This window comes from Mycobacterium sp. 3-98, from assembly GCF_035918355.1.
GTDB lineage: Bacteria > Actinomycetota > Actinomycetes > Mycobacteriales > Mycobacteriaceae > Mycobacterium > Mycobacterium intracellulare.
In genome coordinates, this window is sequence record NZ_CP142360.1 from 5,031,212 (window position 1) to 5,050,959 (window position 19,748).

22 protein-coding genes are annotated in these 19,748 nt (G+C 64.8%); 7 read left to right on the forward strand and 15 right to left on the reverse strand.

Going from position 1 to position 19,748, the window contains the following annotated elements; genetic code table 11:
* Nucleotides 1-16 precede the first annotated feature (16 nt).
* A complete protein-coding gene (locus tag QGN30_RS23505; protein ID WP_225330772.1) occupies nucleotides 17-1,207 on the reverse strand; it encodes an amidohydrolase family protein in 1,191 nt (396 codons plus the stop codon).
* Between the two features lie 91 nt (nucleotides 1,208-1,298).
* Complete coding sequence (locus QGN30_RS23510; RefSeq protein ID WP_029383848.1) at nucleotides 1,299-1,718, reverse strand: lipoprotein LpqH; 420 nt, start codon at nucleotides 1,716-1,718, stop codon at nucleotides 1,299-1,301.
* 107 nt (nucleotides 1,719-1,825) lie between these two features.
* Between QGN30_RS23510 and QGN30_RS23515 the strand changes: the two genes are divergently transcribed.
* Together QGN30_RS23515 and QGN30_RS23520 are read left to right on the forward strand one after the other, a co-directional pair.
* Nucleotides 1,826-2,581 (forward strand): enoyl-CoA hydratase/isomerase family protein, encoded by a 756-nt coding sequence (locus tag QGN30_RS23515; RefSeq protein WP_009951840.1) that lies wholly within the window; start codon nucleotides 1,826-1,828, stop codon nucleotides 2,579-2,581.
* A 71-nt stretch (nucleotides 2,582-2,652) separates the two neighbouring features.
* Nucleotides 2,653-3,018, forward strand: coding sequence for a hypothetical protein (locus tag QGN30_RS23520; RefSeq protein ID WP_009951839.1), 366 nt, complete (start codon nucleotides 2,653-2,655; stop codon nucleotides 3,016-3,018).
* Here the strand turns inward: QGN30_RS23520 and QGN30_RS23525 are convergent.
* On the reverse strand, nucleotides 2,934-3,635 hold the full coding sequence (locus tag QGN30_RS23525) for a TetR/AcrR family transcriptional regulator (RefSeq protein WP_014379211.1): 702 nt from the start codon (nucleotides 3,633-3,635) through the stop codon (nucleotides 2,934-2,936). The genes QGN30_RS23520 and QGN30_RS23525 overlap by 85 nt on opposite strands.
* A gap of 194 nt (nucleotides 3,636-3,829) precedes the next feature.
* Between QGN30_RS23525 and QGN30_RS23530 the strand changes: the two genes are divergently transcribed.
* Entirely contained in the window at nucleotides 3,830-5,125 is a 1,296-nt protein-coding gene (locus tag QGN30_RS23530) for a cytochrome P450 (RefSeq protein ID WP_009951837.1), read from the forward strand.
* Between the two features lies 1 nt (nucleotide 5,126).
* On the opposite strand, the gene QGN30_RS23535 is transcribed toward QGN30_RS23530, so the two are convergent.
* Genes QGN30_RS23535 through QGN30_RS23550 form a run of 4 tightly spaced genes read right to left on the reverse strand, consistent with a single transcriptional unit; the run spans nucleotide 5,127 to nucleotide 7,595 of the window.
* Nucleotides 5,127-5,411: a cytochrome C oxidase subunit IV family protein gene (locus QGN30_RS23535; protein ID WP_029383847.1), complete on the reverse strand. Its 285-nt coding sequence runs from the start codon at nucleotides 5,409-5,411 to the stop codon at nucleotides 5,127-5,129.
* Complete coding sequence (locus QGN30_RS23540) at nucleotides 5,411-6,001, reverse strand: cytochrome c oxidase subunit 3 (RefSeq protein WP_009951833.1); 591 nt, start codon at nucleotides 5,999-6,001, stop codon at nucleotides 5,411-5,413. The genes QGN30_RS23535 and QGN30_RS23540 overlap by 1 nt, the downstream gene beginning before the upstream one ends.
* A complete protein-coding gene (locus QGN30_RS23545) occupies nucleotides 5,998-6,813 on the reverse strand; it encodes a hypothetical protein (protein ID WP_009951832.1) in 816 nt (271 codons plus the stop codon). Before QGN30_RS23545 ends, QGN30_RS23540 begins: the two co-directional genes overlap by 4 nt.
* Complete coding sequence (locus tag QGN30_RS23550) at nucleotides 6,810-7,595, reverse strand: hypothetical protein (RefSeq protein ID WP_038535076.1); 786 nt, start codon at nucleotides 7,593-7,595, stop codon at nucleotides 6,810-6,812. The genes QGN30_RS23545 and QGN30_RS23550 overlap by 4 nt, the downstream gene beginning before the upstream one ends.
* Nucleotides 7,596-7,696: 101 nt before the next feature.
* Here QGN30_RS23550 and QGN30_RS23555 point away from each other — a divergent pair, with 101 nt between their 5' ends.
* Nucleotides 7,697-8,299, forward strand: a complete 603-nt coding sequence (locus tag QGN30_RS23555; protein ID WP_009951830.1) for a TetR/AcrR family transcriptional regulator — start codon at nucleotides 7,697-7,699, stop codon at nucleotides 8,297-8,299.
* A 5-nt stretch (nucleotides 8,300-8,304) separates the two neighbouring features.
* On the opposite strand, the gene QGN30_RS23560 is transcribed toward QGN30_RS23555, so the two are convergent.
* A complete protein-coding gene (locus QGN30_RS23560; RefSeq protein ID WP_014379207.1) occupies nucleotides 8,305-8,694 on the reverse strand; it encodes a hypothetical protein in 390 nt (129 codons plus the stop codon).
* 212 nt (nucleotides 8,695-8,906) lie between these two features.
* Here QGN30_RS23560 and QGN30_RS23565 point away from each other — a divergent pair, with 212 nt between their 5' ends.
* The 3 genes from QGN30_RS23565 (at nucleotide 8,907) to QGN30_RS23575 (ending at nucleotide 10,968) form a co-directional block, all read left to right on the forward strand.
* A complete protein-coding gene (locus QGN30_RS23565) occupies nucleotides 8,907-9,701 on the forward strand; it encodes a hypothetical protein (RefSeq protein ID WP_009951828.1) in 795 nt (264 codons plus the stop codon).
* Complete coding sequence (locus tag QGN30_RS23570) at nucleotides 9,698-10,315, forward strand: hypothetical protein (protein WP_326565805.1); 618 nt, start codon at nucleotides 9,698-9,700, stop codon at nucleotides 10,313-10,315. Before QGN30_RS23565 ends, QGN30_RS23570 begins: the two co-directional genes overlap by 4 nt.
* Before the next feature lie 131 nt (nucleotides 10,316-10,446).
* Nucleotides 10,447-10,968, forward strand: a complete 522-nt coding sequence (locus tag QGN30_RS23575; RefSeq protein WP_014379205.1) for a hypothetical protein — start codon at nucleotides 10,447-10,449, stop codon at nucleotides 10,966-10,968.
* Between the two features lie 45 nt (nucleotides 10,969-11,013).
* Here the strand turns inward: QGN30_RS23575 and QGN30_RS23580 are convergent, their stop codons facing one another.
* The 7 genes from QGN30_RS23580 to QGN30_RS23610 all read right to left on the reverse strand — a co-directional run bounded on the left by QGN30_RS23580 (nucleotide 11,014) and on the right by QGN30_RS23610 (nucleotide 19,736).
* The gene (locus tag QGN30_RS23580; protein ID WP_009951825.1) at nucleotides 11,014-12,753 is read right to left on the reverse strand and encodes an MCE family protein; all 1,740 of its coding nucleotides are present in this window, start codon (nucleotides 12,751-12,753) and stop codon (nucleotides 11,014-11,016) included.
* Nucleotides 12,754-14,040, reverse strand: a complete 1,287-nt coding sequence (locus tag QGN30_RS23585) for an MCE family protein (protein WP_014379203.1) — start codon at nucleotides 14,038-14,040, stop codon at nucleotides 12,754-12,756.
* Nucleotides 14,037-15,464 carry an MCE family protein gene (locus QGN30_RS23590; RefSeq protein ID WP_009951822.1) on the reverse strand — a complete coding sequence of 476 codons (1,428 nt, stop codon included), beginning with the start codon at nucleotides 15,462-15,464 and terminating at the stop codon, nucleotides 14,037-14,039. The genes QGN30_RS23585 and QGN30_RS23590 overlap by 4 nt, the downstream gene beginning before the upstream one ends.
* A complete protein-coding gene (locus QGN30_RS23595) occupies nucleotides 15,461-16,579 on the reverse strand; it encodes an MCE family protein (protein WP_009951821.1) in 1,119 nt (372 codons plus the stop codon). Before QGN30_RS23595 ends, QGN30_RS23590 begins: the two co-directional genes overlap by 4 nt.
* Nucleotides 16,579-17,601, reverse strand: a complete 1,023-nt coding sequence (locus QGN30_RS23600; RefSeq protein ID WP_014379201.1) for an MCE family protein — start codon at nucleotides 17,599-17,601, stop codon at nucleotides 16,579-16,581. Before QGN30_RS23600 ends, QGN30_RS23595 begins: the two co-directional genes overlap by 1 nt.
* The gene (locus tag QGN30_RS23605; RefSeq protein ID WP_308440615.1) at nucleotides 17,598-18,761 is read right to left on the reverse strand and encodes an MCE family protein; all 1,164 of its coding nucleotides are present in this window, start codon (nucleotides 18,759-18,761) and stop codon (nucleotides 17,598-17,600) included. Before QGN30_RS23605 ends, QGN30_RS23600 begins: the two co-directional genes overlap by 4 nt.
* A gap of 129 nt (nucleotides 18,762-18,890) precedes the next feature.
* Nucleotides 18,891-19,736 carry an MlaE family ABC transporter permease gene (locus QGN30_RS23610; RefSeq protein ID WP_026071391.1) on the reverse strand — a complete coding sequence of 282 codons (846 nt, stop codon included), beginning with the start codon at nucleotides 19,734-19,736 and terminating at the stop codon, nucleotides 18,891-18,893.
* Nucleotides 19,737-19,748: the final 12 nt, after the last annotated feature.

Here is a 19,748-nt window from a genome sequence, read left to right on the forward strand (position 1 = left end):
CGTCGCCGACCGGGGCTCACACCGTGACGAGTCGACCGAGGTTGCCGCCCATGATCTTTGCCTGGTCTTCAGTGGACAGGTGCGACAGCGCCTCGATGTAATAGGTCGGCTCAGCCAGCCCCTCCGGGTGCGGCCAGTCCGACCCGTAGAGCACCTGGTCCACACCGACCAGGTTGACCAGATCGTCGATGCCGTCCTCGAAGAACGGGCTGACGTGAATCCGGCTCTTGACCATCTCGACCGGGTCGCTCGGGAACGCCTCCGGGGCCTTGCGGAAGACCTCCGCCAGGCCGTCCAGCAGCGGGGTCATCCACTTGGAGCCGGCCTCGACGATCGCGACCTTCAGCTTGGGATGCCGGTAGAGCGCGCCGTGAATCACCCACGACCCCACCGAGTCCTGGATCGGCCGCCACTCGTTGAGGATGCCCATCGCGTTGGTCTGGAACGGCAGCATCTCCTGGTCGGCGCCGTCCCACTCGGAGGTGTACCGGGAGTAGCCGCTGTCGGACGAGTGCATGCCGACCAGCACGTCGTGCTCGACGACCCGCTCCCAGAACGGGTCGAACTCGGGCACCGCGAACGACCGCGGACCACGGAAGCCGGGGACCGGAGCCGGGCGGATGAGGATGGCGCGGGCGCCACGCTTGACCGCCCACTCCAGCTCCTCAATCGCCTTCTCGACGATCGGCAACGTGATGACGGGTGTGGTGAAGATGCGGTTCTGGTAGTTGAAGCCCCAGACCTCGTCCAGCCACTGGTTCAGCGCGTGCACCAGGACGTGGATGGCGACCGGGTCGTCACGCAGACGCTCCTCAAGGAGGCTGGCCAACGTCGGGAACATCAGCGTCTTGTCCAGGCCCAGCTCGTTCATCGTCTCCAGGCGCGGGCCGGGCTCGAAGAACGCCGGGATGGCGCGCATCGGCTCGCCGAACAGCTCGCGCTTGCTCTTGCCGTCCGGGTTGCCGTACTTGAAGTACTCCTCCCAGGCGCCCGGCCGGGCGACGACCTCGAAGGTCGGGTTGGGAATGTAGTTGCTGATCTGGCCGCGGATGGCGATCTTGATGCGACCGTTGACCTGCACGTACTGGACGTAGTCCTTGTATTCCTTAGGCAGGAACTTGGTCAGCGCCTCCGGCGGCTCGTAGAGGTGGTTATCCGCGTCGAAGATCGGGAACGGAACGTCCACCTTGTGGGACAACTGGCCCATGGAATCCTCCTTCTTGATTTGTGAGAATACTATTCTCTACAGGTGCCCAACCGCAACGTGTGGGCCCCGCCGAGCCCGGTTCGGCGCGATGTCAGCACGTCACGACGATTTTGAACGTGGCGGTGGCGGGTTCACTGGGTTTGTCGGTCTGGTAGCCGTTGGCGGTGCCGCTGACGGTGAATTTGTCGCCGGTCATGCTCATGTCGGCGTTGCCGTCGCCGCCCTGCGAGTACATCCCGCTGAACCCACCCACGTTCCGGATGCGCACGGACTGGGTCGTCGCCGGCTGCGCGTTCTCGTCGACGACGACCTTGGCGCCGGAGAATTCGCTGCCGATGTCGATCATCCGAGTCCACTGCACCTGACCACACTTGACGATGTGGAAGGTTCGATCGTGACCGTTCACGGTCACTGATGCCGTGCTGGAGATGTGGGTCGGTGGATGCGAAGTGCATGCCCCGAGCAAGGCAGCGGTGAGGACCGCGCCGGCGGCCACTGTTCGGTTCCGCACCGAGTCACCTCCATCCTCCCAGCGAAAATTCTTTTGCCTGCAGCGATGATGTTATTCTCGCGAAAAGAGAATGCCAATATCGGGTTGGTGTCGAGGAGCGATGACGCATGGTGGACCTGGAGATCGACGACGGGCTGGCGGTGGTCACCATCGACCGTCCGCACGCGCGCAACGCGATCGGCCTGGACACCATGGACCAGCTGGAGAAGGCGCTCGATGCGGCGGCGGGCGCCCAGGCGCTGGTGATCAAGGGCGCCGGAGAGCACGCTTTCGTCTCCGGCGGTGACCTCAAGGAACTGAGCGCGCTGCGGACCGAAGAAGACGCGGCGGCGATGGCCCGGCGCATGCGGTCCATCTGCGATCAGTTGGCGGACTTCCCCGCTCCCGTCGTCGCCGCGCTCAACGGTCATGCCTTCGGTGGGGGTGCCGAGGTCGCCGTCGCCGCCGACATCCGGGTGGCCGCCGACGACATCAAGATCGCCTTCAACCAGGTGCAGCTCGAGATCATGCCCGCGTGGGGCGGGGCCGAGCGGTTGGCCGCGCTGGTCGGAAAGAGCAAGGCACTCTTGTTGGCCGGCTCGGGAACCGCGCTGAGCGCGGCGGACGCCGAGCGACTCGGCCTGGTGGACAAGGTGTTGCCTCGCGCCGTCTTCGACTCGCCCGACGAGGGGTGGCGTTCTGTGGCGCGGTCGCTCGCCCGCCTCCCGGCGACCGAGATAAAGCGGGTGATCCGCGGAGTTTCCCCCGAGGAGGCGATAGCATCCTTTGCACGGTTATGGGTTGCCGACCCGCACTGGCAGGCTGCGGAACGGGTCATGACCCGCAACAGCAAACCTCGCCCGGCGGCCGGAGGAGCGTCATGACGATCAAAGTGAGGACGGCGATGCGCGTCGGGTCGGTCCTGTCGTCGGCTTCCCTCTTGGTCGCAGCGGGTGTGCTGGCGGGAAGCGGCCGGGCACATGCCGACGACCTCGTCATGCACCACGTCAAGTACACGGTCTCCACGCAGAACCCGATCTACACCAGCATCTATTACCTGGACCATGAGCCGGCCATTTTCGCCGACTACAGCCACAACCCTTACTCGTTCACGCCGCACGTCGACGTCGACCTCGCACCGGGCAAGCCGTGGAGTTACGAGCTGGACCTGTCAAAACCCGACGTGTATGCGATGGTCGTGGCAAGCACCGGTACCGAACCCGGAACGCCAAACCTTCACTGCGACTTGGCGGTCGACGGCGCTGTCGTCGTATCCAAGGACGGTCCCAAGGGTGTGCTCTGCTCGCTGCGGCATTGGTGAACCACCCAGGTTTGCGGGATATCTTCCATGGGGCGCGGTTCGCCTTCCAGGCGACGCAGATAACTTTCGACCAGTGCCACGGTTTCGGCGTGGCCACCATGAATGCCCACCGCCTGCTCGAGCACCAGGAACCACGACAGGCTGCTCATCAGGACCGTCCACACCACCGGCGGCATGTCTTCCCTGACTTCCCCGTACCGCTCCAACGCGGCCGTCACCGCCTGGCGCTGGTCCTCGCGGAGGCGCTGGGCGTAATAGGCGATTTCGGCACGCATCTCCTTGCGGTGGTTTGCCAGCGCCATGAATTCCATGGAGATCCGGGTGAACGCGGGGTCGGTGCCGAACCGCCACAACGCCCACAGCGGCTGCGGCGATTGCAGCAGTCGCGCATGCACGTCGAGCGCTTCCTCGGCGCGGCGGCGGAAGACCTCGAGGAACAACTCCTCCATGGTGCGGAAGTAGTAGTGCACGAGCTGAGGCTTCAGCCCCGCCTTGTTCGCGAGGCGGCGCGAGGTCACCGCGGCATAGCCCTCTTCGAGCATCAATTGCTCGGCGGCGTCGAGCAACAACCCGCGATTTTTCGCGTCCGGCGCCCCGATCCTGCGGGCAGATGTCATGTCCCTGCTCCGTACTGTGTGCCATCCCGTGCCGACCACACGGATCGTATCGTGGCGCGGCACCCTCGATCTTGACCCTGACATTACCGCCATGCTAAGCAGGTGCTCAGCACATTTCCGATTTCGAATTCACCGCGGCGGTACCGCTTGCCGCCGATACCACCGGTAAACCCAGCCCAGGGAGACGCAATCCGATGAGCACCTTCGAGTCGATCGACTTCTTCACCGATCCGTCTCTGGTCCCAGATCCGCACCCTTACTTCGACTATCTGCGCAGCCAGAACCCAGTGCTGCGGCTGCCGCACTACGGCGTCGTTGCGATCACCGGCTACGACGAAGCCTGCGAGGTCTACAAGGATCCCGAGACGTTCTCGAACATCGTCGCGCTCGGCGGGCCGTTCCCTCCGCTGCCGTTCACCCCCGAAGGCGACGACATCAGCGCACAGATCGACGCGCACCGCAGTTCGTTCCCGATGTTCGAGCACATGGTCACCATGGATCCGCCGGACCACACCAAGGCCCGGTCGGTGCTCGCCAAGCTGCTGACCCCGAGCCGACTCAAGCAGAACGAGGAGTTCATGTGGCGCCTCGCCGACCGTCAGCTCGACGAGTTCCTCGGCCTCGGTGAGTGCGAGTTCATCGCCGAATACTCAAAGCCGTTCGCCACCTTGGTGATCGCGGACCTGCTCGGTGTGCCGGAGGAGGACCACAAGGAGTTCCGCACCGTGTTGGGTGCCGATCGTCCTGGCGCGCGGGTGGGCGCCCTGGACCACGAGTCGGTCGGCATCAACCCGTTGGAGTGGCTCGACGACAAGTTCTGTCACTACATCGAGGATCGGCGTCGCGAGCCGCGCGGCGACGTCCTGACCTTCCTCGCCGAAGCGAAGTACCCGGACGGCTCGACGCCCCCGGTGATCGAGGTCGTCCGCTCGGCGACGTTCCTCTTCGCCGCCGGCCAGGAAACCACGGCCAAACTGCTCAGTGCCGCCCTGCAGGTGCTCGGCGATCGGCCGGACATCCAGCAGCAGCTGCGTGAGGACCGCAGCCTGATTCCGGGCTTCATCGAGGAGTCGCTGCGGATGGACAGCCCGGTGAAGAGCGACTCACGCCTGGCCCGCAAGTCGACCAGCATCGGCGGAGTCGACATCCCCGCCGGCACCGTGGTCATGATCCTGCCGGGCGCCGCCAACCGCGACCCGCGCCGATTCGACAACCCGCACGAGTTCGACCTGCGCCGCAAGAACGTCCGCGAACACATGGCGTTCGCGCGCGGCGTGCACTCCTGCCCCGGTGGCCCCCTGGCCCGCGTCGAGGGACGCGTGTCGATCGAGCGGATCCTGGATCGCATGCCGCACATCGAAATCAACGAGGCCCACCACGGGCCGGCCACCGAGCGTCGTTACACCTACGAGCCGACGTACATCCTGCGGGGTCTGAGCGAGCTGCACCTGACGTTCACGACCGCCGACGCCGTCGCACCCGTGGCCTGAGTCAGACCTGCATGCCGACGAAGTAACAGCCGAGCAAGACGGCGCCGACCAGCGCCACCCACGCATCGGTGAGTCGGCACAGCAGGACCGGAGCGTTTCGCACCTCCATGAACTCGCGAAAAATGATGCGCACCTTGATGAGTGCGATCACGATGACGCTCGACGTCACCACCGCGCTGGACTTCAGCAATCCGCCGGCGGAGTGATCTATCCATAGGTAGGCCAGCGTCAGCGCCGAGAGGACGAGCCATACGAACATCAGCCGCTTGTTGAATTTGATTGCGATCACCTCACCACGTACAGCAGCGCAAAGATGAGCACCCACAGGAAATCAACGGTGTGCCAATAGGTAGCGCAGGTTTCGACGAGTTGCTGGGCTTGGACGGGCCCCTGCGCTTTTCGCGCCGCCCTGCGGATTTGGTAGACGATGACGCCGAGCGCGACGAAGCCGATCAGCAGGTGCACGAAGTGGATGCCGGTGAGAAAGAAGTAATAGGTGAAGAAGTCGTCGCTGTCGAACCCGTGCCCGATGCCGACCAGCCGGGCCCACTCCAACACCTTGAAAAAGAGGAACATTGCGGCGAAGGCGGCCGTGATGTACACGTCCTTGAGCGCCGCCCGGTAGGCGCCGGCCCGGGCCGACTGAACGCAGCGCGCCACCGACCAGGAGCTCAGCAACAAGACGAGCGTGTTGAAGACCCCGATCCGCAAATCCAGCTGCGCCTGCGAGTGCAAGAAGAGCTCGGGATTGTGGGCGCGGTAGAACAAGTAGAACCCGAAATACGCTGTGAAGACCAGCGTTTCGAACAGCACGAAGGCCCACATGTCCGGCTGGCCCGGCACGGCGCGCTTGTTCGAATCGGCGAGGTCCGTCATCGTGTGGCCGCCTCCTTGCGGGGACGGTCGGGCAGCGGCCCGGTGCCGAAGTCTTCGCGCCGGATCATCTGGAACAGCATGACGATGAACGTGACCTGGTAGATGCCGAACACCACCATGTCCAGCCACCAGGCGATCTGGCCGTTCCAGGCCAAGATGCCCCGCCGAAAGATCCAGCACGGAGCCACGACGACCTCGGTCAGTGCGTTGCACAGGTTGAGATAGCCGAACCACTTGGGGAACACGCGATTCCTGTCGAGCAGGATCGCGACCATCCAGATCAGCGATCCGATCAGGAACACCCCCATGGTCCCGTCGAAAGACAGGAACGCGAAGTCGTAGAGCCAGCCCAGCGCTTCGGGGTCTCGCTCGGGTCGCAGCGTCCCCACGATGAGCGCGATGTTGAGCAGCAGCATGCCGGGAACCGCGCTGAGCGAGTAGATGATCAGATAGCTGTAGCCGAACGCGGGACTGACGGACATGCGCCGCATGGAATACGCGATGAGGGCGTTGTTGATCGCGATCATGCCGCTGATGGCGAAGATGACGCCGAAGCCAAACGGTATGCCGAGGTGGCGCTCCGAGAACCAATGGGCTTGCGTCGCCAGATCCCAGGTGGGCTGCGGCGGCGGCTGGACTTGGGCCACGATGAAGAACATCGGAAAGAAGATGTTGTAGAACACCACGAGCGTCCACCACGCCAACCAGAGTTCGCGTTTGGGGTTGTGGCGCAGGTGCCAGGCGAATCGCTGGTGCAGCGGTCCGGCGGGCGGCGTGGCCGGAACGGGCGGCGGTGTGATCACCGCGCTCATGCGCCGACCAGTTCCTCTGCGCGCCTGGCGTTCTCGGCGCGCTCCCGGTAGACGGCTTGCCCCAACACCACGCCCGTCACGACGATCCAGACGGCGATCGCCACGTTTTTGACCCAGAAGGACAAGAGCCCGTCCCAGGCCAGCGGGCCGGTCAACGACACGCCGACGAAAGCGGCGGGAACCAGCGCGGCCGCCACCACGAGATTGAAGTGGGCCACCCAGTGGCGGAATACCGGACGCGGCTGATCGTCGAAATAGATTGCCAAGGCCAGGATTACGCTTTGGCCGATCAGGAACGGGACGAGGATGGTGAAGGTCATCCAGCCCAGGTCGTTGAGCAGCTGGGTCAGCGCCGGGCTGCGTTCCGGGCGAAAAGCGGCCAGTAACCAGCAGACGTTGGCGACGAGAAACAGCGTCGGACCGCCGGCCGCGCAACCCAGCATCGCGTACGAGAAGATCGGCGTCCGATGTGCCATGCGGCGGATCTGCAGCACGATCAGGGCCAGGATCGGGACCAGGCACACGCCGAACCAGTTGAACAGGATCATGCTGTAGCGGATCTCTGGGAGGTGGGCCGGATCGCGATAGAACGCGGCAACCTGGTCCGCCGGCATGGTGGGCGACATCGGCGGGTTGAAGCCGGGAAACAGGAAAAAGGAGGCGATCCACAGGATCAGCGCCACCGGCAACGTCCAGAGCAGGATCACCTCGCCGTCCGTCCGCCGGGGCGCGGTGCGCGCAGGCTGGCGACCGCCTGCATCGTTTCGTCCGACGTCGGACATCGATACTCCTTCCCCGCACGAGATCACCGCACGAGCTCGGCTCGTGAGCGAAGCTAGCCGATCGGCTAGCCTCGGTCAATAGCGTCGTCTAGTCTCGGTGCGTGGGAACAGCACGCCAGCCGGTCGCCGGAGAGCAATTCTGGCTGATCGCGCACAGCGCGGCCCGGACGCGCGTGCTCGACGCCGCCTTGGACCTGATCGCCACCCACGGGGTCAGCGGTACGTCGCTGCAGATGATCGCCGACGCCGTCGGCATCACGAAAGCTGCTGTCTACCATCAGTTCCGCACCAAAGAGCAGATCGTCATCGCCGTGACCGAGCGCGAACTCGGCCGCCTCGCGCCCGCGCTCGAGGCGGCCGAAGCCTACGACGACGGCCCTCAAGCACGAGATGCCTTGCTGGTGGGCGTCATTGAGATGGCCGTTCGCGACCGCCGGTTGGTGCGCACGCTGCAATTCGACCCCGTCGTCGTCCGGCTGCTGGCCGAGCACAAGCCGTTTCAGCTTTTCATGGACCGCCTGTACCGGGTGCTACTGAGCGATGCGGGCCTCGACGGCCGGATCGAGGCGGCGATGTTCTCCGGCGCGCTGAGCACCGCGGTCATGCATCCGCTGGTCGCCGACATCGACGACGACACACTGCTCGACCGGGTTACCGATCTGAGCCGCCGACTGCTGGGTCTGCCTCGGCAGACCCGCGACTGACGAAGCTACGTGTCGGCGCGGACCCAGCTCGATATGCCGTCGTGAGCAATACAGATCAGGAACAGGCCATCGGGCGCCTGCGCGACATAGTTCAGATAGTTCGTGCAGTCGGCGTTTTCTTCCTTGACCCCAGCCATGGGCGGGGAGCGGAACCATCGAGGCTGGTATCGCCTTGGCGACCCGCAGAACATCAACCGTCCGGGTTCCGAGGCGAAGGAGACGTAGCCGTCGGCGACACCGAAGGCGTAGTAGGTGGTGTTGTCACACGGCGCGCCGAGAACCTGATGGGGCATGATGCCCGGGGTGCAGGCGGGGTAGTCGCAGACGGTCGGTCCTGCCGAGGCTGGCGGCGCCGCCACCACACCGGCGCCCAGCAACGCGGCAACCAGAGGCACGATTGATCGCACCCGATTACTCTGCCACACCTGAAAAGAAAATTCTCCTGGTTGGAGAAGATCTCCATTACCGAACGGTGGTGGCGCCGGGCCCTCCCGAACGCATGGAAGCCCCGTCCCCCTGCCAGCGCGCATTTCCGCACGTAAGAGCCACGAAGGCGGCCGTCCGGCGACGGCGTTGAGCCCAGGTTCCAGTGATAAGCTGCTTCTCCGTGCACGACCCGGAGGGACCTAACGTCGACGATCGTAATGACCCGAGGGACGCAGTCGATCCTGACGCACCACAGTCGGGCGCAGGGGCCGACAGCGACGACGTAGCGGCCCCCTCAGAATCGGACGTAGAAGACGAAGTTGCCAAGGCCGAAGCGCGCGCCGAGGCGGCCCTGGCACGCCTGCTGAAGCTGCGCGGGGCAACCGAAACCGCGGGCGCGGACGACACCGAAGATGCCGAGCAGCGCCCCGCCAAGTGGGCCCGGAAACGGCTGCGGTTGGGGCGGCTTCGACGTCCGGGGTGGCTCCGGCGCCCAGGGCGGAAAACGATAGCCGCCGGCGTCGGCATCGTGCTCGCCTCCACGTCGCTCGCCGCGAGCGGCTACATGCTGTGGCAGCACCGCATCGCGGTGCATAACCACCACCTCGCCGCGGAGTTCAGTGCGGCCGCCCGGCAAGGGGTCACGGCACTGATGTCGATTGACCCCGATCATGCCCGGGAGGATGTTCAGCGCTCGATCGATGCCTCGACGGGCGACCAGAAGAACCAGCTATCGGTGCTGTCGCCCCTGATCGTCAACAAGGCCCAGGAAACGAAGGTCGGCACCAAGGTCACCATCGAAGCCGTCGCCGTCGAGTCGCTGAGCGACAATTCCGGCGTCGTGCTGGTGGCGGCGAAAACCATTCCCACCGGACCGGATAACGCCAAACCGCCACCGGCCTTGTTTCGGCTCAGCGTCAACATGGACCGCGACGACGGCCAACTCAAGATGTCGAAAGTTGATTTCTTGCGATGACCGAGGAACATGGCTCGTCGCCGAACGGCACCGCCAAGCCGGTTGACGACGCGGAGACTTCACCTGCCGGCGAGGGTCCGGCACGCTCGGGTCGGCTGGCAGCGTTTCGGCGTCGCGCGCACCGGTATTTGGCACGGTGGCGTTCGATGGTCGCGACAACGTTGGTCATTGCCGCGGTGGGAGTCGCTGCCGGCGTGTACTTCTTTCTGTATCGGCCCGATCAGCAGGTCGACGACGCGGCGGCGCGCCGGGCAATCCAGGCGGCGTCGGATGGTGCCACGGCGGCGTTGTCGTATTCGTACGAGCATTTGAACCGCGATTTCAACAACGCGAAGTCCCATCTCACCGGCGACTTTCTCACCTACTACAGCAAATTCGCCGAGGAGGTGGTGGCGCCGACGGCGCAGAAGGGGCAACTGACGGCCAGCGCCAAGGTGATTCGGGCCGCGGTCTCGGAATTGCATCCCAATTCGGCCACCGTGCTGGTTTTCATCGACCAGACCACGGCAAGCGTGAAAAAGAAAGATCCCGAGAAGACGCAGAGCAGCATCCTGGTCACGATGACAAAAGTCGACGGTTCCTGGCTGATCTCGAAATTCGACCCGGCGGGGTGAGCCCAGCGGATCTTGTCCTAACCGTTACCGGGCCGACCGAAGCGGTGTAACGTCATCGCTCGAGGACGCCGCAACCGACGGCGGAAAGGTGCCACAGGCACTCTCGGATTACGCGCTTCGAGGAGCACCTGATGCGTTCAGTCAAAACACTCACCACCGCAACGCTGGTGGCCGCCACTGCATTCGGCGGTTTGAGCGCTGCCCCCACGGCCCGGGCAATAACCAAAGAAGACGTGGCGATCAACGGAACTTTCCGGGCCACGTCCATTGGCGATTATGCCCAGACCAACGATCAGTACAAGGGTGAGCCGACGGTCTACCAGGTATGGACCATCACTTCCACGTGCGACTCAACCCAGGAATGCCATGGCCAGGTGACGAGCGACCAGGGCTGGACCGCCCCCCTGTACATGAACGATGGGGAGATGTGGAAGGTGAGACGCGAAGTGCCGAACTGGGAACGGTGTGAAGACGGCACCACGTTCACCGGAGTGCAGACCTACTTTTTCTACCCCGTAAACGACAACGGCGGATGGCAACTCGGGTCTCGAGTCTTCTCGGGCAAGGACAAGACGGTCGGCCCCAGCGGTGCCTGCGGGCAGAACCAGTGGCTTGATGTTGCGATGCCGTTGCGCCTGGACCAGCTGTCCTGACCGGGCGGCCATAACGTCGTTCCCGCGCTTCGCCTCCGGGTGGATTCAGGTGGGGAGCATGTCCTTCCACGTCTTGGGCGCCTTCTGAGCGACGAGATCCGACTGCTGGTACAACTTTCCGTCCGGCCCGACATAACGACCGGTGTGCGGATCGTACTTCGCCACCACGACCGAGGGCGCGGGCTTAGATGTGTTGGCGCCGAACGAGCTTGGCGCGGCCTGGGGCTGTCCACCGTCGACCTGATCCAGCGGTGCAGGCGCTAGTGCGGGCACCGGTGGTGGCGGCGGTGGCGTCGGAAGCTCGCCCGGGCCAGCGACATCGAGCGGCGCAAAAGCCGGGATGTCAGCCGACATTCTCGTCATCGGCGCCAGCGTTGGTCCCGACGACGGCATGGGGGGCACAGCTGCCCCCGCCGTGCCCGGCGGTGGATTTTCTCCCCGCGGCCCCGCCGCGTCGCCGCGAGGCACCGCCCCCGGGGGCAGCGGCGTGCCCTCGACCGGGCCGAAGATCCTGTCGTTGACGGTAATCCGGTCATCGGGCGGGACGCCCTGGGAAATCAGGTTCGGATCCAATGGGTAGGGCCCCGTGGTGTGTTGGCGCATCGCCAGCGGCATGTACGGCTTGTCGCTGTTGCAGATTTCGACGGTGGGCGCGCGCTTGCCCGGGTGACCCATGCAGGGATAGTTGCGGGCACCGCGAACCGCGATCGGCGAATCCTGCGGGAGTTTGCAATACAACCCGTCCGGTGTGTCGATGTCGCTGAGGTCGTCCGGGGATCGCCAGGTGTTGGGCGGCATGAAGCCGACGGTGCAGATCGGCGGATCGTCGACCGTGGCCGCGAAGTCGCCGTAAGCCCTACCGTCGGGGTGGTTTTCACCCGTAGCGGCCTGCTCGATTGCGACCCCCGAGGGCAGCAGCACCAGCAGCTGCTCGATCGAGGGGTGGTAGGTGATGCCGATCTGCCCGATAGTGGTCAGGTTGGCGAGCAACACCGGCAGCGTCGGCTTGATCTGTTCGAGAAGCCGGGATGCTTCGTTCGCGGTGTCCGGACCCTTCTCCAGGATGGTCCGGAAGTGGGAATCGTTGTTCACCAACACATCCGAGATGCCGGCGAAGCTGCGCGCCCACGTTCTGATCGAGTCGGTGGTGTGCGCCTGGGTATCCAGCAGCGGCCCGGTGTCTTCGGTGAGGGCCCGGGTGCGATCGACGACGCCGTTGGCGTCGCGCGACAGGGTCTTCGAGGAATCGATCAGTGAGCCCAGGTCGTAACCGGTGCCGTTGAAGCCCTCGAAGGACTCGTCGAGCAATTGGCCGAGTTTGGCCTTCGGGATGCTTTGAACCATGGCATTGACCTGCTCGAGCATCGGGGCGACCGGCTGCGGAATCGTGGTGTCGCGCACGGAGATTACCGAGCCGTCGTGCAGGTAGGGCGGCGAATTGGTTTTGGGCCGCAGGTCCACGTACTGCTCACCCACCGCGGAGACACTGAGCACCTCGGCGGTCAGGTCCGCGGGGACTTTTGGTGAAGTGCTCAGCGACAGCGTCGCTTTCGCGCCCGTCGGCGTCAAACCCACCGCGGTGACCTTGCCGAGCTGAACACCGCGGTAGGTCACGTTGGAAAACCGGTACAGCCCGCCGGTGGCCGGCAACTCCAGCGTCACCGTCATCCGGCCGATGCCGAGCAGGGTCGGCGCCTGAATGTAGAAGAGCACCATCGCGACCACGCCGATGATCCCGGCGACCAAAAAAATCCCCAGCTGAATTCGAACGAAGCGCGTCAGCATCTATCCACCCGCTCCCGTCGAAGGTGCCTCCGCCGGCGGTGGCGTTTGACCCAGATTCGCGTCAGGCATCGGCGCCTCAGCCGGAGCAGGCCCCGGACGAGGTCCATAGTTCCCCGGTCCCGGCACCGCACCCGGCGGTGGCGGGGGCAACGGCAACGCGTCGGGATCGACCCACGGTGGCCTCAGCGGGTTATGCAAGGGATCGAGCGTGTAATTCATGCGATACGGATCCCCGGGCACCGGCGGCACCGGCATATCGAGTTGCCCCCAGTGGGTTCCCAGGAACAATCCCTTCTTGAGCCTTGGGATCGTCAGGTCGAAATCGAAATGCAGGTTGAAGAAGTCGCCACGGACGGCTCGGTCGACGAAGTTCTGGGTGAACGGGAACACGAACGACGCCGCGATGGCCGCGCCGAAATCCGGTCCGACGTCGGCGAGCGCTTTGATGGTCGGCTCCAAGTTTTTGAGGTTCCTCACCAGGTCGGCCTGGGCGTCGTTGACCAGCCGGTTGGCGGTGTTGCTGAACACGCGGAGGTGATCCAGCGCCGCCGTCAGACGCGGCCGCTCCTTGATCAACACCTCGAGCGCCGGCGGTATCTTGCGCAGCGCGTCGGTGACAACGTCGCGCTGGTCGGCGAAGGTGGCCGACAGCCGATTCAGCGCCTGGATGGAGGCAATGATGTTGTCCTGCTGGTCGTCCAGAGTTCCCACGAACGTGTCCAGGCGGGTGATCAGGTCACGCACCGCACCCTCGTGCCCGGACAGGGCGGCCGAGAAATTGTGGATGACCTCCCCGATCTGACCCAGTCCACCGCCGTTGACGACCGCACCCAGCGATGACAGCGTCTGCTCGGTCGACGGGTAGGCCGAGGACCGGCTCAGCGGGATGGTGGCGCCCGGTTGCAGCCGTCCGCTGCCCTGCTGGCCCAGCGGGGTATTGAGCTCCACATGCATCGAGCCCAGCAGGCTGGTCTGACCGACGGTGGCCACCACATTGGCCGGGACCACCACGTCGCGCTTGACGGAGATCTCGACGTCGGCGTGCCAGCCATGCACCCTCATCGTGCCGACACTGCCGACCACGACGTCGTTGATCATCACCGGCGAATTCGACTCCATCGTACCGACATTGGGGAGTTCGACGTGGTAGATGTTGGCCCCCGGCCCGCGTCCGACTGCGCCCGGCAGGGGTAGTGAATTCAGGCCGTGGAACGCGCATCCCGTCGCCGTCAACACCACGCAACAGCCGACGGTGAACACCCGCCGTGCCGCTGCCCGGGCGATCATTGTTGCGGCCCGTCTGTCGGCAACAGCATCTCCGAGGCACTCGGCGCCGGCGGTGGTGGCGCCGGTGTCGACGGTGGGGGCGGCAGCGGCATCGCCGCGCCCGGTATCCGCGCCGGTGGCACCGCCCCCGGCGGTCCCACCGGGTCACCCGGCAGACCGGTGTAGGCCGATACCGCGGGCGGGATCTCGGGTGCCGTGGGCTTCGGGCCCTCCCCGCCGGGTGCCAGGCGCGGTTCGGTGTAGAGAACCCTGGCCGGGTCAATCGACTTGGATATGAACGGGTTTAGCGGAAGGGGCGAGTTATTCCAGCTGGTCTGCCGCAATCCAGGACCAATGAACAGGGAGCAGAGCTTGCCCGTTTCGACCGAGGTGATGTTCCCGATGGCGCCGATTTGCGTGCAGCCCGGTACGGATAACAGAACCTGACCGCCCCATGTGGGATTCGACATGTTCATGAGCCCGAATCCTCCGACGATGGTTCCGGTGTCGGCGTTGTAGTCGTTGAAGAAGTTGCCGAACGCGTTCGGCGCTGCGTGCAGGATGTTCTCCAGGTCCAGGTGGTGATCGACCAGGTTCTGCGTGACGTCGGCCAATCGGGCGATCTGTTCGCTGGTCTGGTTGCGCGTGCCGGCGATGAATCGCTGTACCTCGCCGACCGCCGTCGACAGATCGGTCAGCGCCGCGTCCAGGTCGGATTTGCTGTCGTTGACGACGCTGGTGAGCGTGGCCAGGCGACCGTTGAACTGCTCGATCTGCACGTTGCTGTCGCGTAGCGCGCCGATGAACGTCTGCAGGTTTTTGATGATGTCGACGATGTTGCCGCTGCCGTTGGCGAGGATCCGGCCGACGCCCGAGAGCTGACCGAGCGTTTGCCGCAGCTTGTCGCCGTTGCCGTCGAGGGCGTTGGCGGCGCTGTCGATGAACCGGCCGACGGATGTGCCCGATACCCCGCTTTTGGGTCCCAAATCCGTTGCCAGCCGCATCAACTGGGTTTTGACCTCGTCCCACTCGACCGGCACCGCGGTCCGTTCGACCGGTATGACCGCGCCGTCCCGCATGACCGGCCCGCTGTCTCGATAGGCCGGGGCGAGCTGAACGTAGCGGGCGGACACCAGGTTCGAGGCGACGATCACCGCCTTCGCGTCCGCCGGAATCGGCACGTCATGGTCGACCTTGAGGATCATCTTGGCCTGGGTGCCCTGCGGCTGAATGGATTTGATGGTGCCGACTTTGACACCCGAAACCCGCACCTCGTCGTGGGGATAGATCGCCGTGGCGGTGGTGAAATACGCCGTGATCGTCTTCTGCCCGAAGAACGTATTGCGGACGACCACGGCCGCTCCGGCAAGCAGGAGCCCGACCAAGGCAACCGCCGTCACGGCCGCGAGCCGCTTGCGCGGGATCCGAGAGGTCCAGGAGGTCACTGTGACCCTCCGACCCGTCCGCCCAACGTGCAGCCAGGGCACATTGGAATGGAGTTGTAGGGCCAGGGGGTCAGCGCCCGAGGCACCGGCGATGGGAAGCCGGGACCCTTCGACGTATCGAAGGTGCGGAATCCCCAGAGGTAGTCGAACAACTCCTGGAAGAGTTGCGGGATAAGGAAGTTCGGGGCGAACGCCTGGTAGGCGTACATACCGGCGATGGCCTCACCGACCGTGATCTGAAATTTCTTGAGGCCCGCCAGCGACTTGGCGATGTTGTCGCGGTTCTTTTCCAGCATCGCGGTCACCGAATTCAGTCTCTCCAGCGTCGGCGCCAACGTGCTTTCGTTGTCGTGCACCAATGCCGTCAGCTGCTTGGCCACCGCCGACGTGTTGGCCAGCAGGTCGACGATCTCTTGACGCCGCGCCACCAGGACTTGGAGCAGGGAGTCGGAGTTGAGGATGAGCTTGTTGACCTGCTGGCTGCGTTCGGAAAGAACCCCGGTGACGTCGCCGGCGCTCTTGAAAAGGTCTCCCAGGTTCTTGTTGCGACTGTTGAGGGTGCGCGATAACCGAGTGAGCGCGTCGAAGGCCGGGCCCATTTGGGGCGCAATCTGATCCAGCGTCGCCGCCAGCGTGTCCAGCGACTGATTCAGCGCCGCGGTATTGGTTCCCGCGGTGTCGGTGGTCAGGTCGCTGACCGCTTCGGTCAACGAATACGGCGAGGACGTGCGCGAGACGGGGATGAGGGCCATCGGGTGCATCGTGCCGCTGCCGGCGGACTCCACAGCGAGCATCCGCTCGCCCAGCAGCGTGCCCGTGCGGATGTGCGCGGAGGTCTCCGAGCCGAGCAGGACGTTGCCCTTCATCGCGAACGTCACCAGCGCATCGCCATGGCGCAGCTTCACATCCGACACCGTGCCGACCTTCATCCCCGACACGATGACGGGGTTGCCCGCCGCAAGGCCCCCGGCTTCGGTGAACAGCGCCTGGTACCTGACCATCGTCGCCCATGCGACGAATCGGTCGGGCGACAGCCCCACCAGGATGACCATCACCGCCAGGACGGTGCCGATGAGTCCGGCTTTGACCAGCCCGGCTCCGCGATACTTGAGCATTAGGGTTCCGTGCACCTTCCTGCATCTGACCTGAAGATATTGGCGCGCACGGTCTTGCCGTTGAGATCCGTACCGCGGAGCCCGAACTGGCAGATGTAGTACGGGATGGTGGCGCCGTTCACGCCGAGTCGAACCAGCTTGCGGTAGTTCCTGGGCGCCTTCTGAATTGCGGTGTCGATGCGGTCCTTGTCGTTGTCGAGAATGGGTGCCAGTCGATTCAGCTGAGCGATGGTCCCCGACAGCGGCGGGCGAGCCTCGGCAAGCAGATCCGCCAGCGAGGCGGTTCCCTTGTCCAGGGCGTCAATCGCGGACCCGATCGTGTCGCGGTCATTCGACAGCCCGCTGACAAGCTGCTCGAGGCGATCGATTGCGCCGGAGAACTGTTTGCCGTCCTTGGCGATCGTGCCGATCACCGTGTTGAGGTTGTCGATCAGCTGCTGCACGGTTTGATCGTTGTCGGCCAAGGCGTTCGAAAACGACGTCGTCTTGGTGAATAGCGACTCGATCGTCCCACCCTGACCCTGGAAGACCTGCAGCAGCCCTGCGGTCAACGCGTTGACATCGTGCGGATTCAGCCCCTGCGTAACGGGTTTCAGTCCGCCGAGGAGGAGGTCGAGGTCAAGCGCGGGCGCGGTGCGGCTGACGGGAATCTGACCGCCGGCGGGCAGCCGTTTGGGCGAGCCCGGACCATCGAGCAGTTCGAGGTAGCGGTCGCCCACCAGGTTCAGGTAGCGGACCGCCGCCCTGCTGCCCTCGGTGAGGACGACGTTGCGGTCGGCATCGAACTTCACCACGACTTTTTTGTCGGGCCGCAACGAAACGCTGTCGACGGTGCCGACGCGAATCCCGGCGACGCGCACCGACTCGCCCGGTTTCAGCCGCGACACGTCGTTGAACACCGCCGAGTACCCGGTCGTCGCGCCCGTCCGGTACTGGCCGAAGATGAAGAACAGGAAGGCGGTCAGCACCGCCATCACGACCGCAAAGGTCGCGAACTTGATGAGCGTTGCGCGCGTTCTCATCCCTGTTGTCCGATCTGGGCGGGGTTGCGCGGCGGGCCGGCGATCGGCCCGTACAACAGCTGCTTCAGCCCGTCGAAGTTGAGCAACAGCTGCGGGTTTCCGTAGTTCACCGGGTTGGCGCCGATGTCGGCAATCAACTGCGGCGGGGCGGTATTGAACGGCAGCTTCGGCAGGCCCACACATTGCGGGCCGCCCGTCGCCGCGACCTTGGGCAGGTTCGTCGGATAACGATAACGTTCGGCGCCCCACGTGAGGCTCGCCGAGATGTTGATGCTCGGTTCCGACAACGGCGCCCCGTGCGTTATCTGTACGAGCCCGGCGAAAGCACAGTTGAGCGCCGGGGCGTACTCATTGGTCAGATCCGTGGTCGGTGCCAGCAGATGCACCACGTCCGTCAGCGGTTGACGGTTCGTCGACAAGACGTCGTTGCCGATGTCGGCCAGGCCGATCGCGCTGATCAGCAACGCATCCAGGTTGCGTTGCTCGTCGACGATCGTCTTGCTGATCCGCGTCGCGTTCGAGGCGGTCTTCATCAGGTCGGGCGCCGCGTCGGCGTAGGCGTTGGACACCACCGGTAAGACCGAGAGGTCATGCCGGAAAGCGGGCAGGCTCGGCTCCAGCCTGGCGAGAAAGGAATCCAGGTCGCTCAGCGATTGGCCAAGCTGTGGGCCCCGCCCACTGAACGCCTGTGCCAGCGCACCCAGCGACTCGTTGAGCTTGGGCGGATCGATGTGGCTCAGGACCGACACCAGTTGCTGGAACACCGTGTTGATTTCGACCATGACGTGCTGGCCCTGCAGCGTCTGGCCGCTGTGTAGCCGCTGCGCCGAGGGTTGGGCCGGTTCTACGAGCAGGACGGACTTGGCGCCGAACACCGTCGAGGACGCGATGTCGACGAGCACGTTGCCGGGGATGAAGTGCAACTGGGACGGGTCCATCGCCAAGTGGATGGCCGCTTGGCCGTTGGGCAGCGGGTCGATCGAGGCGACCTTGCCCACCTGCACGCCGCGCATCTTGACCTTGGCGTCCGGGTTCATGACCAGGCCGGCTCGTTGCGAAATCACGGTCACCGGCACGGTTTCGGTGAAAGAGCCCCGAAACAGGCCAACGGCAACGGCGACGATCACGGCGACCACGGCGACGGTCGCCAAACCGGCCAGGGGGCGCGCATACGATTGCGCGCCGAAGTTGCCACCGGGTGACGCCGCGACAGGCGCTGCGCTGCTGGCTGTTTCCGAACGGTCGATAGGGCCGGGTCCGAGGCGGTCCGTCACGTCAGGTCTCCTCCCCTACCCGGACAAGTTGAAGTTGCCGTTGGAGCCGTAGATCGACAGCGAGACCAGCAGCGTCACGGATACCACCACGACCAGCGAGGTGCGCACCGCGTTGCCGGTCGCGACGCCGACGCCGGCCGGGCCGCCGGAGGCAAAGTAACCGAAGTAGGTATGGATCAACAAGACGGTCAGCGCCATCAAAACGGCTTGCAGGAATGACCACAACAAGTCGATGGGGTTGAGGAACGTGGTGAAGTAGTGCTGATACAAACCGCTTGACTGACCGAACATGAACACCGTGATGAACTGACTGGCCACGAACGACAAGATGACGGCGATGGAATAGAGCGGGGTCACCGCGAGCATCCCGGCGACGATCCGGGTGCTGACCAGATACGAAACCGGCCGGATAGCCATGGATTCCAGGGCGTCGATTTCTTCGTTGATCCGCATGGCGCCCAGCTGCGCGGTCACGCCGGCGCCGAACGTGGCCGCCAAACCGATGCCTGCGACGATCGGCGCGGCAATCCGCACGTTGATGAACGCCGATAGGAATCCGGTCAGCGCCTCGATGCCGATATTGCCCAGCGAGCTATAGCCCTGGACTGCCAGCACGCCACCGGCGGCGAGTGTCATGAAGCCGACGATTCCCAGCGTGCCGCCGATCATCGCCAATGTGCCCGCCCCCATGCTGATTTCGGCAATGAGGCGAATGATCTCGCGGCGGTAGTGGGCCGTCGCGAACGGCACCCCGGCCAGCGCCCTGGCGTAGAACAGCGTGTGATCGCCGATCCGACTCAACGTGCTGACGGGCTTCTCAAGCTGCCGCGTCAGACGCGGGTAGGTAGCGCGTAGGGCTATCACGATCTGTCC

Bases quoted from the DNA above. Each gene is read 5' to 3' on its own strand.
- QGN30_RS23505 (WP_225330772.1), bottom strand. From the start codon at position 1,207: ATGGGCCAGTTGTCCCACAAGGTGGACGTTCCGTTCCCGATCTTCGAC.
- QGN30_RS23515 (WP_009951840.1), top strand. From the start codon at position 1,826: ATGGTGGACCTGGAGATCGACGACGGGCTGGCGGTGGTCACCATCGAC.
- QGN30_RS23525 (WP_014379211.1), bottom strand. From the start codon at position 3,635: ATGACATCTGCCCGCAGGATCGGGGCGCCGGACGCGAAAAATCGCGGG.
- QGN30_RS23530 (WP_009951837.1), top strand. From the start codon at position 3,830: ATGAGCACCTTCGAGTCGATCGACTTCTTCACCGATCCGTCTCTGGTC.
- QGN30_RS23540 (WP_009951833.1), bottom strand. From the start codon at position 6,001: ATGACGGACCTCGCCGATTCGAACAAGCGCGCCGTGCCGGGCCAGCCG.
- QGN30_RS23545 (WP_009951832.1), bottom strand. From the start codon at position 6,813: ATGAGCGCGGTGATCACACCGCCGCCCGTTCCGGCCACGCCGCCCGCC.
- QGN30_RS23550 (WP_038535076.1), bottom strand. From the start codon at position 7,595: ATGTCCGACGTCGGACGAAACGATGCAGGCGGTCGCCAGCCTGCGCGC.
- QGN30_RS23570 (WP_326565805.1), top strand. From the start codon at position 9,698: ATGACCGAGGAACATGGCTCGTCGCCGAACGGCACCGCCAAGCCGGTT.
- QGN30_RS23575 (WP_014379205.1), top strand. From the start codon at position 10,447: ATGCGTTCAGTCAAAACACTCACCACCGCAACGCTGGTGGCCGCCACT.
- QGN30_RS23580 (WP_009951825.1), bottom strand. From the start codon at position 12,753: ATGCTGACGCGCTTCGTTCGAATTCAGCTGGGGATTTTTTTGGTCGCC.
- QGN30_RS23585 (WP_014379203.1), bottom strand. From the start codon at position 14,040: ATGATCGCCCGGGCAGCGGCACGGCGGGTGTTCACCGTCGGCTGTTGC.
- QGN30_RS23595 (WP_009951821.1), bottom strand. From the start codon at position 16,579: ATGCTCAAGTATCGCGGAGCCGGGCTGGTCAAAGCCGGACTCATCGGC.
- QGN30_RS23600 (WP_014379201.1), bottom strand. From the start codon at position 17,601: ATGAGAACGCGCGCAACGCTCATCAAGTTCGCGACCTTTGCGGTCGTG.